This window comes from Rhodococcus sp. Q, from assembly GCF_005503035.1.
In the GTDB taxonomy this organism is placed as follows: domain Bacteria; phylum Actinomycetota; class Actinomycetes; order Mycobacteriales; family Mycobacteriaceae; genus Rhodococcus_G.
Genome location: NZ_SCOY01000010.1, coordinates 128,224 through 142,156, shown reverse-complemented (window position 1 = coordinate 142,156; position 13,933 = coordinate 128,224). Strand labels below are relative to the sequence as shown.

At 69.4% G+C, this 13,933-nt stretch carries 13 protein-coding genes and 1 rRNA gene; all 14 read left to right on the top strand.

Going from position 1 to position 13,933, the window contains the following annotated elements; translation table 11 throughout:
- Window positions 1-104, top strand: a 5S ribosomal RNA gene (gene rrf, locus FFS72_RS13110); the annotation flags it as partial.
- Window positions 105-189: 85 nt separating this feature from the next.
- Window positions 190-1,344: a tetratricopeptide repeat protein gene (locus FFS72_RS13105; RefSeq protein ID WP_137874333.1), complete on the top strand. Its 1,155-nt coding sequence runs from the start codon at window positions 190-192 to the stop codon at window positions 1,342-1,344.
- Entirely contained in the window at window positions 1,341-2,366 is a 1,026-nt protein-coding gene (locus tag FFS72_RS13100; RefSeq protein ID WP_249353278.1) for an HAD-IIA family hydrolase, read from the top strand. Before FFS72_RS13105 ends, FFS72_RS13100 begins: the two co-directional genes overlap by 4 nt.
- Before the next feature lie 58 nt (window positions 2,367-2,424).
- On the top strand, window positions 2,425-2,640 hold the full coding sequence (locus FFS72_RS13095) for a hypothetical protein (RefSeq protein WP_137874332.1): 216 nt from the start codon (window positions 2,425-2,427) through the stop codon (window positions 2,638-2,640).
- A 1-nt stretch (window position 2,641) separates the two neighbouring features.
- A complete protein-coding gene (locus FFS72_RS13090) occupies window positions 2,642-3,457 on the top strand; it encodes a TlyA family RNA methyltransferase (RefSeq protein WP_137874331.1) in 816 nt (271 codons plus the stop codon).
- Window positions 3,454-4,398 carry an NAD kinase gene (locus FFS72_RS13085; protein WP_137874330.1) on the top strand — a complete coding sequence of 315 codons (945 nt, stop codon included), beginning with the start codon at window positions 3,454-3,456 and terminating at the stop codon, window positions 4,396-4,398. The genes FFS72_RS13090 and FFS72_RS13085 overlap by 4 nt, the downstream gene beginning before the upstream one ends.
- Window positions 4,388-6,163, top strand: coding sequence for a DNA repair protein RecN (gene recN, locus FFS72_RS13080; protein WP_137874329.1), 1,776 nt, complete (start codon window positions 4,388-4,390; stop codon window positions 6,161-6,163). Before FFS72_RS13085 ends, recN begins: the two co-directional genes overlap by 11 nt.
- 139 nt (window positions 6,164-6,302) lie before the next feature.
- Window positions 6,303-7,487: a putative cytokinetic ring protein SteA gene (gene steA, locus FFS72_RS13075; protein WP_137874328.1), complete on the top strand. Its 1,185-nt coding sequence runs from the start codon at window positions 6,303-6,305 to the stop codon at window positions 7,485-7,487.
- Window positions 7,484-8,425: a copper transporter gene (locus FFS72_RS13070; RefSeq protein ID WP_137874327.1), complete on the top strand. Its 942-nt coding sequence runs from the start codon at window positions 7,484-7,486 to the stop codon at window positions 8,423-8,425. Before steA ends, FFS72_RS13070 begins: the two co-directional genes overlap by 4 nt.
- Before the next feature lie 138 nt (window positions 8,426-8,563).
- Complete coding sequence (gene pyrG / locus FFS72_RS13065) at window positions 8,564-10,303, top strand: CTP synthase (protein WP_050064489.1); 1,740 nt, start codon at window positions 8,564-8,566, stop codon at window positions 10,301-10,303.
- A gap of 7 nt (window positions 10,304-10,310) precedes the next feature.
- Window positions 10,311-10,943, top strand: a complete 633-nt coding sequence (locus FFS72_RS13060) for an NUDIX domain-containing protein (RefSeq protein ID WP_137874326.1) — start codon at window positions 10,311-10,313, stop codon at window positions 10,941-10,943.
- A 1-nt stretch (window position 10,944) separates the two neighbouring features.
- Window positions 10,945-11,868 (top strand): site-specific tyrosine recombinase XerD, encoded by a 924-nt coding sequence (gene xerD, locus FFS72_RS13055; protein ID WP_050064487.1) that lies wholly within the window; start codon window positions 10,945-10,947, stop codon window positions 11,866-11,868.
- A gap of 94 nt (window positions 11,869-11,962) precedes the next feature.
- The gene (locus tag FFS72_RS13050; RefSeq protein ID WP_137874325.1) at window positions 11,963-12,970 is read left to right on the top strand and encodes a ParA family protein; all 1,008 of its coding nucleotides are present in this window, start codon (window positions 11,963-11,965) and stop codon (window positions 12,968-12,970) included.
- Window positions 12,895-13,818: a segregation/condensation protein A gene (locus FFS72_RS13045; RefSeq protein WP_137874324.1), complete on the top strand. Its 924-nt coding sequence runs from the start codon at window positions 12,895-12,897 to the stop codon at window positions 13,816-13,818. Before FFS72_RS13050 ends, FFS72_RS13045 begins: the two co-directional genes overlap by 76 nt.
- Window positions 13,819-13,933: the final 115 nt, after the last annotated feature.

Genomic DNA, 13,933 nt, shown 5'->3' with positions numbered 1-13,933 from the left:
GCGGAGGGGAAACGCCCGGTCCCATTCCGAACCCGGAAGCTAAGCCCTCCAGCGCCGATGGTACTGCACTCGACAGGGTGTGGGAGAGTAGGACACCGCCGTACATAACATCCGAAAGGGGACCCATACTATTGGGTCCCCTTTCGTGTTTTCATTGACATTGCCTGGGTTGTCTTCGAAGGAGACGTTGTGGCTGACAGCAACGGAGATCGTCGAGCCGACGGAGGCGACGATCCGGAACGGCGTCGCGGTGACGCACCGCGCGGCGGAAACGGCACCGGGGCAGGGCGTGAGTCCGGCCGCCGGCACGATGGCCCTCGCAACGACGGACCGCGTTCCGGTGGTGGATACCGTGACCGTGACGACCGACGTTCCTCGAGTGGCGACCGTCGGGACGGCGGCCCGCGAGGTGAACAGCGCGGCGGCTACAGGGGATCCGACGACCGACGATCCGGCGGCGACCGCCCGAGCGGCGACCGTCGCTCCGGTGGTGGCGACCGCCGTGACAGCGGCTCGTCGCGCGGCGACTACCGCGGCGGCGATCGTCGGCAGGGCAGTGACGGTCGTGGACCGGATCGCCGCGGCGGCGGCCCGCAGCGTCGTGGCGGCGAGGGTGCTTTCGCGCCGCGCCCGCGCGACGGCGGAGCGTTCCCCGAGCGTCGAGCGGCCCGTCCCGACGAGCCCAACCTGCCGGAAGAGGTCCAGGCCGGCGAGCTCGACCAGACGGTTCGTCGCGACCTGCTCAGCCTCGACAAGTCGAACGCGAATGCCGTCGCGCGACACCTGGTGATGGCAAGCAAGCTCCTCGAGGATGATCCGGCACTGGCACTCGCTCATGCACGGGCCGCGCGCAACCGTGCAGGTCGTGTCGCCGTGGTCCGAGAGACCGCAGGCATCGTCGCCTACCACGCGGGTGAATGGGCGGAAGCGCTGTCCGAACTCCGAGCTGCCCGCCGAATGGCAGGCGGGCCTGGACTTCTCGCCGTCATGGCGGACTGTGAACGAGGCCTCGGACGTCCCGAGCGCGCGATCGAACTCGGCCGGAGCGAGGAAGCTCGGGCCCTGTCGGGTGACGAAGCGACCGAGCTCCGCATCGTCGTCGCCGGTGCGCGGATGGATCTGGGACAGTTCGATCAGGCCGTCGTCACGTTGCAGACTCCCGAACTGGACGCGTCGAAGTCCGGTCCGACGGCCGCGCGCCTGTTCTACGCCTACGCCGACGCGCTCGTCGCGGCCGGTCGCGTGCAGGACGGGTTGAAGTGGTTCCTCAACGCGGCCGCCGCGGACCACGACGGCGACACCGACGCCGAGGAGCGGGTGGCCGAACTCTCCGGCGACCAGTGACCGCAGGGGTGTCGTCGGCAGGTACGCGACTGCGGGACGAGTACGACGTTCTGCTCCTCGACCTGGACGGCACCGTCTACGCGGGTGCGCACGCGATTCCCGGGGCCAGGGATGCGCTCGTCGTCGACGGGGGGCCTCGTCTGTTCTACGTCACGAACAATGCCAGCCGCAGCCCCGCCGACGTCGCCGGACACTTGAGCGAACTCGGTTTCCCCGCAACGGAATTCGAGGTCGTTACGAGTTCGCAGTCCGCGGCGCGGCTGGTGGCGCAACAGGTTCCTCCGGGGTCCCCGGTGCTCGTCGTCGGGACCGACGCGCTGGCCGACGAGGTCGCCCTGGTGGGCCTGCGGCCGGTGCGTAGTTTCGACGACGGCCCGGTCGCCGTGGTTCAGGGGCATTCACCCGAGACCGGGTGGCGGATTCTCGCGGAGGCGACCCTCGCCATCCGCGCCGGCGCCTACTGGGTGGCGTCGAACATTGACACGACACTTCCGACCGAGCGTGGTCTGTGCCTCGGCAACGGGTCCATGGTCGCGGCGCTCAGGACGGCAACGAGCCGTGAGCCCGATGTCGCGGGCAAGCCTGCGCGTCCGCTGATGGACGACGCGGTACGCCGCAGCGCCGCGGCGCGTCCGCTGGTCGTCGGTGACCGCATCGACACGGATATCGCGGGTGCGAACGCGACCGGACTCGACTCGCTGCTGGTGTTGACCGGGGTGAGTACGCCGGTCGATCTCCTCATTGCTCCTCCGGCGGAGCGGCCGACCTACCTGTCGCGGACGCTCGCGGCGCTCGACGAGCGGCCCGAGATGCTCCGCATCACGGCGCACCCGGAGGTGAGCGTCGACGTCGACGGGACAACACTGACGATCGCAGCCGGCGACGGCGTCGACGAGATGGTCGTACTCCGCGCCGCGCTCGCTGCTGCGTGGGAGTCGCCGGGTGTCACCGCGGTGCAGGGACGAGGACAGGTGGCTGCTGCCGTCGCCGAACAGCTCGGCGGTACGGAGGGCGTTCGCTGACACGGCACTCACGCGGCCGACTGCGCGGTCCCGGGTCGATCGGATAGCGTTGACGGCGATGAGTACGCCGACACCGAAACCCGGGCAGCACCTGCCGGGTCCGCCCCAGACTGTCGACCCGCAGCAGATCCACGCCGAGGTCGACGAACTGCTCGTGGGACTGACCGCCGTCGATCCGCAGGACGACCACCGGTCGATCACACATCAGGCACACGTCCTCGAGCGTGCCCACGAGGTTCTGGTGCAGGCGCTCGCGACCGTGGACAAGATCTGAGGTGGCCAGGCGTGCACGAGTCGACGCCGAACTCGTTCGGCGAGGTCTGGCTCGCTCCAGGGAACATGCTGCTCAGCTGATCGCGGACGGCCGGGTGCTGATCAACGGGTCCGTTGCGGTCAAGCCTGCGACCGGGGTGGAGGCAGGTACGCCTCTGCTGGTGACCGAGGAGACCGACGAGGTGTCCTGGGCGTCGCGAGGCGCACACAAACTTCTCGGTGCGCTCGACGCGTTCGAGCCCCAGGGGTTGTCGGTGTCCGGTAAGCGGTGCCTGGATGCGGGTGCGTCCACGGGTGGCTTCACGGACGTGCTGCTCAGCCGGGGTGCGACCGAGGTGGTCGCCGTCGACGTCGGTTACGGACAACTCGTGTGGCGGCTGCAGTCCGACGACCGGGTCACGGTCGTCGACCGAACCAACGTGCGGTCGCTCGAACCGGATCAGATCGGTGGTCAGGTCGCCGTGGTCGTCGCGGACCTCTCGTTCATCTCGCTGAAGCTGGTGCTGCCGGCGTTCGTCGCCTGTGCCGCCGACGGTGCGGATCTGGTACCGATGGTGAAGCCGCAGTTCGAGGTGGGCAAGGATCGTGTCGGATCCGGTGGCGTGGTGCGCGATTCGGCCCTCCGCGCGGATGCTGTGCTCGAGGTGTCCCGGGCAGCGGACGAACTCGGCCTGCGCACCCTCGGTGTGGTGGCGAGCCCCCTCCCCGGACCGTCCGGGAACGTCGAGTACTTCCTGTGGCTGCGCAAGCAGGCGGACCCCGGTGCGCCGGATGTCGAGGACCTCGTTCGCCGCGCGGTCGAGGAGGGACCGCAGTGACCGGAGCTCATCGCGAGATCCTCGTCGTCTCCCACTCGGGGCGAACCGAGATCAGCGACACGACGCGACGGATCGCGCGCGTGTTCGCCGGTGCCGGTATCGGACTGCGCGTGCTCGCCACCGAGGTCGACCAGTCGGTCGACCCCGCGTCGCCGGACGACGTGCAGGTCACGGTGGTCGAGCCGCGACCCGACGCCGCGACGGGCTGTGAACTGGTGTTGGTCCTCGGGGGCGACGGGACGTTCCTGCGCGGCGCCGAACTGGCTCGCGCAGCGGACATTCCCGTCCTCGGGATCAACCTCGGCCGGATCGGATTCCTCGCGGAGACGGAGGCCGAGCATCTGGAGGAAGCGCTCGCTCATCTGATCCGTCAGGAGTATCGCGTCGAGCGACGGATGACCATCGACATCGCGATCCGGGTGGACGACGTGATCGTCGACCGCGGGTGGGCGCTGAACGAGGCGAGCATCGAGAACGTGTCCCGGCTCGGGGTGCTCGAGGTGGTCCTCGAGGTGGACGGCAGGCCCGTGTCGTCGTTCGGGTGTGACGGGGTGCTCGTCGCGACGCCGACGGGGTCGACCGCGTACGCGTTCTCGGCGGGCGGGCCGATCGTGTGGCCGGAACTCGAAGCGCTGCTGGTGATTCCGAGCAACGCACATGCCCTGTTCGCCCGGCCTCTGGTCACGAGTCCCGAGTCGACGATCGCGGTGGAGACGTTCGCCGGTGGGCACGACGGGCTGGTGTTCTGCGACGGGAGCCGCACCCTGGCACTACCTGCGGGCGGCCGCGTCGAGATCGTTCGGGGTGCGAACCCCGTCAAGTGGATTCGCCTGGACTCGGCGCCCTTCGCCGACCGGATGGTGCGAAAGTTCGAACTGCCCGTGAAGGGCTGGCGCGGTCTGCGCGGCCGTGGGGAAGGGGACGGTAGGCGTGCTCACTGAACTCCGCATCGATTCACTCGGCGCGATCGCGTCGGCCTCGGCCCAGTTCCACGAGGGGTTCACCGTCCTGACCGGTGAGACCGGCGCGGGCAAGACGATGGTGGTGACCAGCCTCCACCTGCTCGGTGGCGCCCGGGCCGACGCCGGGCGCGTGCGTGTCGGCGCCGAACGCGCCGTCGTCGAGGGGCGGTTCTCGACGGCGAACGTCGGACCGCAGGTGGCCGCCGACATCGACCGAATGCTGGAGTCGACGGGTGCCGAGCGGGACGAGGACGGCACGGTGATCGCCGTGCGCACGGTGGGAGCGGACGGTCGGTCCCGGGCTCATCTTGGTGGCCGCGGCGTTCCGGCCGGTGTCCTCGCGGAGCTGACGACACCGCTGCTCACCGTGCACGGTCAGAACGACCAGCTCCGTCTGCAGCGACCCGACCAGCAGCGGCAGGCTCTCGACGAGTTCGGTGGCGCGGCACTCGGCTCGCTGCTCGACAAGTACCGCGGAGTGCGTTCGCAGTGGCTGCAGGCGCGCACGGAACTGGACGAACGGACCCGGAGCAGTCGCGAGCTGGCGCAGGAAGCGGATCGGCTCGAGTTCGCACTGAACGAGATCGACGGGGTTGCCCCCCAACCCGGTGAGGACGCTGCGATCGTCGCCGAGGTGAAACGGCTCGGCGCCCTCGACTCCCTGCGGTCCGCCGCGGCGGGTGCGCAGGCCGCACTGTCCGGAGCGGGGGATCTCACCGACGAGGTCGGGCCGGCCGCGTCCGGTGCGCTCGACCTTCTGGGAGAAGCGCGTTCGCGCGTCGAGTCGTCCGACGACCAGGCGCTGACCGTGCTCGCGCCGCGCTTGGGTGAAGCGATCACCATCCTCACAGACGTCGCCTCGGATCTGACCGGCTATCTCGAGGGCCTGCCGGCGGATCCGGGCGCGCTCGACGTGCTGCTGAGCAGGCAGGCGGAGCTGAAGACCCTCACCCGCAAGTACGCGGCCGACGTCGACGGTGTGCTCGAGTGGGCCGCGCAGGCCCGGGACCGACTCGGCCGGATCGACGTCTCGGCCGATGCGCTCGCGTCACTCGCCGCGCGTGTCGACTCGGCGGCGACCGCGCTCGCCGAAGCCGCCCGTGCGCTGAGCCGGGCTCGCGCGAAATCGGCGGGCAAGCTGGGCAAGGCCGTGACCGCGGAACTCGCAGGTCTCGCGATGGGAAAGGCCAAGTTGGAGGTCGTGGTCCGGCCGATGGTCGCGACCGCGCAGGACTCGGCGCCGCTCGAAGTCGACGGGCAGGCGGTCCATGCCGGATCCGCCGGTGTCGACGAGGTGGAGTTCCGGCTCGCCGCTCACGACGGTGCCCCGGCGCTGATGCTGGGCAAGAGCGCGTCCGGTGGTGAGCTCTCACGCGTGATGCTGGCCCTGGAAGTGGTGCTGGCAGGCGCGCAGTCCGGCGCAACGATGGTGTTCGACGAGGTCGACGCCGGGGTCGGAGGCCGCGCGGCGGTCGAGATCGGTCGCAGGCTCGCGCGTCTGTCGCGCACCCATCAGGTCATCGTCGTGACCCACCTGCCCCAGGTGGCGGCCTTCGCCGACACCCATCTCGTCGTCGACAAGGTGGACGGCAAGCGTGGGGCCGACTCGGGGGTTCGGACCCTGAGCGACGACGAGCGGGTCGCGGAGCTGGCGCGGATGCTCGCCGGTCTGGGAGACACGGAGACGGGCCGCGCCCACGCCGAGGAGCTGCTCGCGACTGCGGGAGCCGAGCGGGCGTCCTGACCGGGCGGGACGAATCCCCCCGAGTGACCGGTTCGGAGCTCGCGACGCCGTGTCGTTCGTGGTGTTCGAGTGACTGGTGAGGTAAGAGGTTCGGCGCGCCTCCCCGGCGCGGGCCGGTGTGCGCGTCATCATCGAGGACATGAAGATGCCCGCTCTGTTGTCACGAAACACCGAGTCGCTGCCGGGCGTTGCCGGCATCGCCAGGGTTGATCGCAACACGGCGAAGCTGCTTCGCCGCGTCGGCCCCGGCGACATCGTCGTCCTCGACGAGCTGGACCTGGATCGGGTCACCGCCGATGCGCTCGTCGTCGCCGGGGTGACCGCCGTCGTCAACGCGTCCCCGTCGATCTCCGGCAGGTACCCGAACCTGGGACCCGAGGTGCTGGTCGCCAACGGGATCGTCCTCGTCGACTCGGTCGGCGAGGAGGTGTTCAAGAAGGTGAAGGACGGCTCGAAGATCCGACTCCACGAGGGTGGGATCCACGCGGGTGAGCGCCGCCTGGCCGCCGGGGTCGAGCAGTCCGAGGCGGAGATCTCGGACCTGATGATCGAGGCGAAGACCGGTCTGGTCGATCACCTCGAGGCGTTCTCGGGCAACACGATCGAGTTCATCCGCACCGAGAGCCCCCTGCTGATCGACGGCGTCGGCGTGCCGGACGTGGACGTCGACATGACGGATCGCCATGTCGTGGTGGTCGCGGACGGACCGGATCACGTTGCTGATCTGAAGAATCTGAAGCCCTTCATCAAGGAGTACTCGCCGATCCTGATCGGCGTCGGGGCGGGCGCAGACGCGCTGTCCGCGGCGGGCTACCGCCCGGACCTGATCGTCGGCGACCCGGAGGAGGTCACCGCGGCGACCCTCAAGTCCGGTGCCGAGGTTGTACTCCCCGCAGACCCGGACGGGCATGCGCCCGGCCTCGAACGCATCCAGGACCTGGGGATCGGTGCGATGACCTTCCCCGCTGCCTGCGCGCCTGCGGATCTTGCGCTGCTGCTCGCCGACCACCACGGGGCCTCGCTGATCGTCACCGTCGGCAGCACGGTCTCGCTCGACGAGTTCTTCGACCGGGGGCGGCGTGAGGACAATCCGGCGGCATTCATGACGCGGCTGAAGGTCGGACCGAAGCTGGTGGACGCGAAAGCTGTTGCGACGCTGTACCGGAGTCGTGTCTCCGGGGCCGCGATCGCGCTCCTCGTGTTGGCGGCGTTGACCGCCGTGATCGTGGCGCTGGTCGTCTCGAACATCGGCGGTGAGGTCGTGGACTGGGCAGTCCAGACGTGGAACAGCTTTGCGATCTGGGTTCAGGGATTCTTCAAGTGATCTCTATGCGTCAACACGCGATCTCGATCGCGGCGATCTTCCTTGCTCTCGCCATCGGCGTCGTCCTCGGGTCGGGAACGCTGTCCGACTCGCTGATGTCCGGACTGCGCGACGACAAGGCCGACATGCAGAACCGGATCAACGACCTCGGCGACGAGAACAACCGGCTCGGTGAGCAACTCGCCGCAGCCGACGGTTTCGACGCCGCGGTCGCGGATCGTGTCGTGCGGGACGCTCTGGCCCAGCGGTCGGTCGTGGTCATCACCACCCCGGATGCGGATCCGGCCGACCTCGACGCGGTCACCAGGCTGGTCGGCGCGTCCGGTGGAACGGTGACCGGGCGGGTCGCGCTCACCGACGCATTCGTCGACGCGGCGAGTGGAGACCAGCTGCGGACCACCGTCACCAACGTCGTCCCCGCGGGCATCCAGTTGCGGACCGGTGCCGTCGACCAGGGCAGCCTCGCGGGTGACCTGCTCGGATCGGTGCTGCTTCTGAACGCTCAGACCGCGCAGCCGCAGAGCACGCCGGAAGAACTGTCGCTGGCGCTGGACGCGTTGCGGGCCGGCGGGTTCGTCGCCTACGACAACGGCACGGTCGCGCCCGCGCAGCTCGCGGTGGTCCTGACGGGCGATGGTGGGTCCGACAGCGGGAACCGAGGTGCCATCGTCGCCAGGTTCGCAGGAGCCCTCGACGGGCGCGGTGCCGGGACCGTACTGGCGGGCAGGCCGGCGTCCGCGCAGGGCAACGGACCCGTCGCGGTCGTGCGGTCCGACACCGCCCTGTCGTCCGGGGTGTCCACGGTGGACGACGTCGACAGGGAATCCGGTCGCATCACGACGGTCCTCGCACTGCAGGACCAGCTCGGTGGCGGGTCGGGTCGTTTCGGTACCGGACCGAATGCGACGGCGGTCACTGTGGGAGTGCCGATCGGCTGACATCACACGGGCGAGGCGGTCCGAACGGGCGTGCCGTGCACCCGCCGGCTTGCGGAGGTGTTACCGTGAAGACCCGTGGGTCGGCAGGCCCCAGCTATACCATTGGTCAAGTCCTGCAAGTCGTCACGGGAGCCCTTCTTGCCACTCTCACGCAGTCATTCGCGTACCGCCACCAAGCACATCTTCGTCAGTGGGGGCGTGGCCTCCTCTCTCGGCAAGGGTCTGACGGCATCGAGCCTCGGACAGCTGCTCACTGCCCGTGGCCTCCGGGTGACGATGCAGAAGCTCGACCCGTACCTCAACGTCGATCCGGGCACCATGAACCCGTTCCAGCACGGTGAGGTGTTCGTCACCGAGGACGGCGCCGAGACCGATCTGGACGTGGGGCACTACGAGCGGTTCCTCGACCGCGACCTCAACGCGTTCGCCAATGTGACCACGGGTCAGGTGTACTCGTCGGTCATCGCGAAGGAACGTCGCGGCGAATACCTGGGCGACACCGTGCAGGTCATCCCGCACATCACCGACGAGATCAAGTCCCGGATCCTCGCGATGGCCGGCCCCGACGCTCAGGGGCAGGTGCCCGACGTCGTGATCACCGAGATCGGTGGCACCGTCGGCGACATCGAATCGCAGCCCTTCCTCGAAGCGGCCCGGCAGGTTCGGCACGATGTCGGACGCGACAACGTCTTCTTCCTGCACGTCTCCCTCGTGCCGTACCTCGGCCCGTCCGGTGAGCTCAAGACCAAGCCGACGCAGCATTCGGTGGCGGCGCTGCGCAACATCGGTATCCAGCCGGACGCGCTGATCCTGCGCTGTGACCGCGACGTCCCCGAGGGACTCAAGCGCAAGATCGCCCTCATGTGCGACGTCGACGTCGACGCCTGCATCTCCACTCCCGACGCCCGCTCCATCTACGACATCCCGAAGGTGCTGCACAGCGAGGGACTCGACGCCTACGTGGTGCGTCAGCTCGGCCTGCCGTTCCGCGACGTGGACTGGTCGGTGTGGGGCGACCTGCTCGAACGCGTCCACAACCCGCGCGAGAGTGTGCGGGTGGCGCTGGTCGGCAAGTACGTCGACCTGCCCGACGCCTACCTGTCGGTCACCGAGGCGCTGCGCGCCGGTGGCTTCGCGCACCGCGCGAAGGTCGAGATCGACTGGGTTCCCTCCGACGTGTGCGAGACCGAGGCAGGCGCCCAGGAGGCGCTCGGCGAGGTCGACGCCGTCCTGATCCCCGGCGGCTTCGGCATCCGCGGCATCGAGGGCAAGCTCGGGGCCATCCGGTTCGCCCGTACCCGCGGGATCCCGCTGCTCGGCCTGTGCCTCGGGCTGCAGGCCGTCGTCATCGAGGCGGCGCGCTCGGTCGGCCTGGCCGATGCGAACTCGGCCGAATTCGAACCGGACACCAAGCACCCCGTCATCTCCACGATGGCCGACCAGGAGGACATCGTCGCGGGTGAAGCCGATCTCGGTGGAACCATGCGCCTGGGTGCCTACCCGGCCGTCCTCGAGAAGGGCTCGGTCGTCGCCCGCGCGTACGGCAGCGAGAACGTGTCCGAGCGGCACCGGCACCGCTACGAGGTCAACAACTCGTACCGGGACCGGATCGCCAAGTCGGGCTTGAAGTTCAGCGGCACCTCGCCGGACGGGCACCTCGTCGAGTTCGTCGAACTGCCTGCCGACAAGCACCCGTTCTTCGTTGCGACGCAGGCACATCCGGAGCTCAAGAGCCGGCCCACCCGCCCGCACCCGCTGTTCGCGGCATTCGTCGGTGCGGCGGTGAAGTACAAGGCCGCCGAGCGCCTCGAGGTGGACGTGCACCCCGATGTCGAGGAGCAGGCAGACGAGGCCGCCTCGGACGTCACCGCAGGCTGACCTGACGATGATTCCCGGACAGCACGACTTCGACACGCTCGACAGTCGGACGGTGTACGAGGGCGCGATCGTCGCGTTGCGGGTCGACCGCGTCGCGATGCCGGGCGGCGTCGCCGCCAACCGTGAAGTGGTCGAGCACCACGGCGCGGTCGCCGTCGTCGCCGTCGACGAGCAGGATCGCCTGGTACTGATCGACCAGTACCGGCATCCGCTCGGACGCCGGATCCGGGAACTGCCCGCCGGGCTGCTCGACGCCACCGGGGAAGACCCGGTGGACGCGGCCCGGCGGGAGCTGGCCGAGGAGACCGGCCTCGCCGCGGACCACTGGTCCGTGCTCGTCGACGTCGCGGTGTCGCCCGGATTCACCGACGAAGCGATCCGCGTCTACCTGGCGACCGGTCTGACGGAGGTGGACCGCCCGGACCCGGAACACGAGGAGGCCGACCTCTCGATCACGCGCGTGGCGGTCGGCGACGCCGTCGCTCAGGCGCTGGCCGGGGAGATCGTCAACGCCACCGCGTTGTCGGGAATCCTCGCGCTGGCGGCGCTTCGTGCCTGTGGTGGAACCGCGGGCAGGCCCGTCGACTCCGCGTGGCCGGATCGGCCCACCGCCTTCGACCGCCGCGGCCACGGCTCCTGAAGTGCTCGCACAGCAGGTGTCGAGCTACCTCGACCACCTCGCCGTGGAACGCGGCGTGGCGGCGAACACACTGCTGTCCTATCGCCGCGACCTGGAGCGGTACAGCGAGTACCTGACGAGCCGCGGGATCGACGACCTCGATCGGGTCGCGCAACGGCACATCACCGACTTCGTGGTGGTGCTGAGGCGGGGCGACACCCCGAACGGGGTGCGGCCGCTCGCTCCCTCGTCTGCCGCGCGGGCACTGATCGCGGTGCGCGGACTGCACAAGTTCGCGACCGCGGAAGGCTTCGCCCGGGCGGACGTCGCCCACGGCGTCAAACCGCCGTCGCCGAGCCGCCGGTTGCCGAAGTCGCTACCGCTGGACCAGGTGCTGGCGTTGCTCGAATCCACCGGGGGAGAGGACTCGGGCGATCAGCCGCGTGCACTGCGGGACCGGGCGCTGCTCGAACTCCTGTACTCGACGGGGGCCCGTATCTCCGAGGCCGTCGGGCTCGATCTCGACGACATCGACGCCGTCGACCGTGCGGTGCTGCTGCGCGGCAAGGGCGGCAAGGACCGCATCGTCCCGATCGGCAGGCCGGCGCTCGCCGCACTCGAGGCGTATCTGGTCCGAGGCAGGCCCGCGCTAGTGTCTCGAGGCGGGCCCGCGGTGTTCCTGAACTCCCGCGGTGGTCGGCTGACGCGGCAGAGCGCCTGGCAGGTGCTCCGATCCGCAGCTGACCGGGTCGGGCTCGCGGATGGCGTCTCCCCGCACACCCTGCGGCATTCGTTCGCGACGCACCTGCTCGACGGCGGCGCCGACGTCCGCGTCGTCCAGGAACTGCTGGGGCACGCGTCGGTGACCACCACGCAGATCTACACCCTCGTCACGATCGGCTCGCTCCGAGAGGTGTGGGCAGGCGCTCATCCCCGCGCCCGCTAGCTCGCCCGCGCGTGTCCGCGGCGGCTTCCGGGTGCCAGGCGGTAGCGTCGTGGTGCGAGCATGCACGAGCGAGGAAGGGGCCATCGAAACCGTGATGACACCTCAGCCGCCCTCGGCGACATCGCCGGACGGCATCGCCGATCAGCAGCGGATCCCGAGCGGTCCCGCTGCGCCGGCACCACACGGCGACGTCGAGACCGCGACCCCCGAAATCGACGCCGACGACACGGCACCCACCGGTTTCACCGATGCCGACGGAGAAACGGAACTCGGACCCACCGGTCGTCCGCTCCGCGTGATCCCCGACCCGCAGCCGGTCACCTCACACGGTCCCGCCAAGGTGATCGCGATGTGCAACCAGAAGGGCGGCGTCGGAAAGACGACCTCGACGATCAACTTGGGGGCCTCGCTCGCCGAGCAGGGTCGTCGGGTCCTGCTCGTCGACCTCGACCCGCAGGGTGCGCTGTCCGCAGGCCTCGGAGTCGCCCACAACGACCTCGACCTCACCGTCCACAACCTGCTCGTCGAGCGCAAGGTGTCGATCGACGACGTGTTGATGCGCACCCGCGTCGAGAACCTCGACCTGCTGCCGAGCAACATCGACCTGTCCGCTGCCGAGATCCAACTCGTCACCGAGGTCGGGCGCGAACAGTCGCTCGGCCGGGCGTTGTATCCGGTGCTCGACCGCTACGACTACATCCTCATCGACTGCCAGCCGTCGCTCGGTCTGCTGACCGTCAATGCTCTGGCCTGCGCTGAGGGCGTGATCATCCCGATGGAATGCGAGTACTTCAGTCTCCGTGGCCTGGCCCTCCTCAACGACACCGTCGAGAAGGTCCGCGACCGGCTGAACCCGCGTCTGCAGATGTCTGGCATCGTGGTCACCATGTTCGATGCCAGGACCCTCCATGCGCGTGAGGTGATGACGCGGGTCGTCGAGGTGTTCGGTGACCTCGTGTACGACACGGTGATCAGCCGGACGGTCCGATTCCCGGAGACCAGCGTCGCAGGCGAGCCGATCACCACATGGGCGCCGAAATCCGGTGGAGCGCAAGCATATCGGGCGCTCGCCCGCGAAGTGATCGCGCGGTCCGGCCGGTAGTGGACTCCGAGCTCACCGAAGGCACGGAGGAGAGCGGCGGCTTCAGGGTTCGACTGCGCAACTTCGAGGGACCGTTCGACCTCCTGCTGACCCTGATCAGTCAGCGGCGCCTCGACGTCACCGAGGTGGCGTTGCATCAGGTCACCGACGACTTCATCGCCTACACCCGCGCACTGAGTGCCGACCTGGACACCCGGACCAAGGGCGCGGGCAATGTCCTCGACCAGATCACCGAATTCCTCGTCGTGGCCGCAACACTTCTCGACCTCAAGGCCGCGAAGTTGCTGCCTGCAGGCGAAGTCGAGGACGCCGAGGACCTGGCGTTGCTGGAGGCGCGGGACCTGCTGTTCGCCCGGTTGTTGCAGTACCGGGCGTTCAAACAGGTCGCGCAGCTGTTCGCGGAACTCGAATCCGCGGCCCTGCGCCGCTACCCGAGGGCCGTCGCGCTGGAGGAGCGGTACGTCGGGTTGCTGCCCGAGGTGCTGCTCGGTGTCGACGCCGCGGCATTCGCCGACATCGCGGCCGCTGCGCTCGCACCCCGTCCGGTGCCGACGGTGGGTCTCGGCCACCTGCACGCATCCCCCGTGTCGGTGCCGGAACAGGCCGCCATCATCCTCGACCTGCTGCGGCAGCGCGGCGAGGGCGCCTGGGCGGGTTTCGGTGATCTCGTGGCGGGATGCGAGGAGACCGTCCAGATCGTCGCCCGGTTCCTCGCGCTGCTGGAGCTGTACCGCCAGCGGGCCGTGGCGTTCGAGCAACTCGAACCACTCGGTGACCTGCTCGTCAGCTGGACGGGCGAGGGCGGAGACGACGGGCGGATGCTGGTGAGTTCGGAGGACTACGGATGAGCGAGGCTGAGATCGGCAACACGGAGACGGTCGGTGACGACCTCACCGACACGGTCGGTGACGATCTGACCGACACGGTCGGTGACGATCTGACCGACACGGTCGGTGACGATCT

What these genes read in the sequence shown, in the direction of transcription:
- FFS72_RS13095 (WP_137874332.1), top strand. Translation starts at nt 2,425, where the DNA reads ATGAGTACGCCGACACCGAAACCCGGGCAGCACCTGCCGGGTCCGCCC.
- steA (WP_137874328.1), top strand. Translation starts at nt 6,303, where the DNA reads ATGAAGATGCCCGCTCTGTTGTCACGAAACACCGAGTCGCTGCCGGGC.
- FFS72_RS13060 (WP_137874326.1), top strand. Translation starts at nt 10,311, where the DNA reads ATGATTCCCGGACAGCACGACTTCGACACGCTCGACAGTCGGACGGTG.
- FFS72_RS13050 (WP_137874325.1), top strand. Translation starts at nt 11,963, where the DNA reads ATGACACCTCAGCCGCCCTCGGCGACATCGCCGGACGGCATCGCCGAT.
- FFS72_RS13045 (WP_137874324.1), top strand. Translation starts at nt 12,895, where the DNA reads ATGGGCGCCGAAATCCGGTGGAGCGCAAGCATATCGGGCGCTCGCCCG.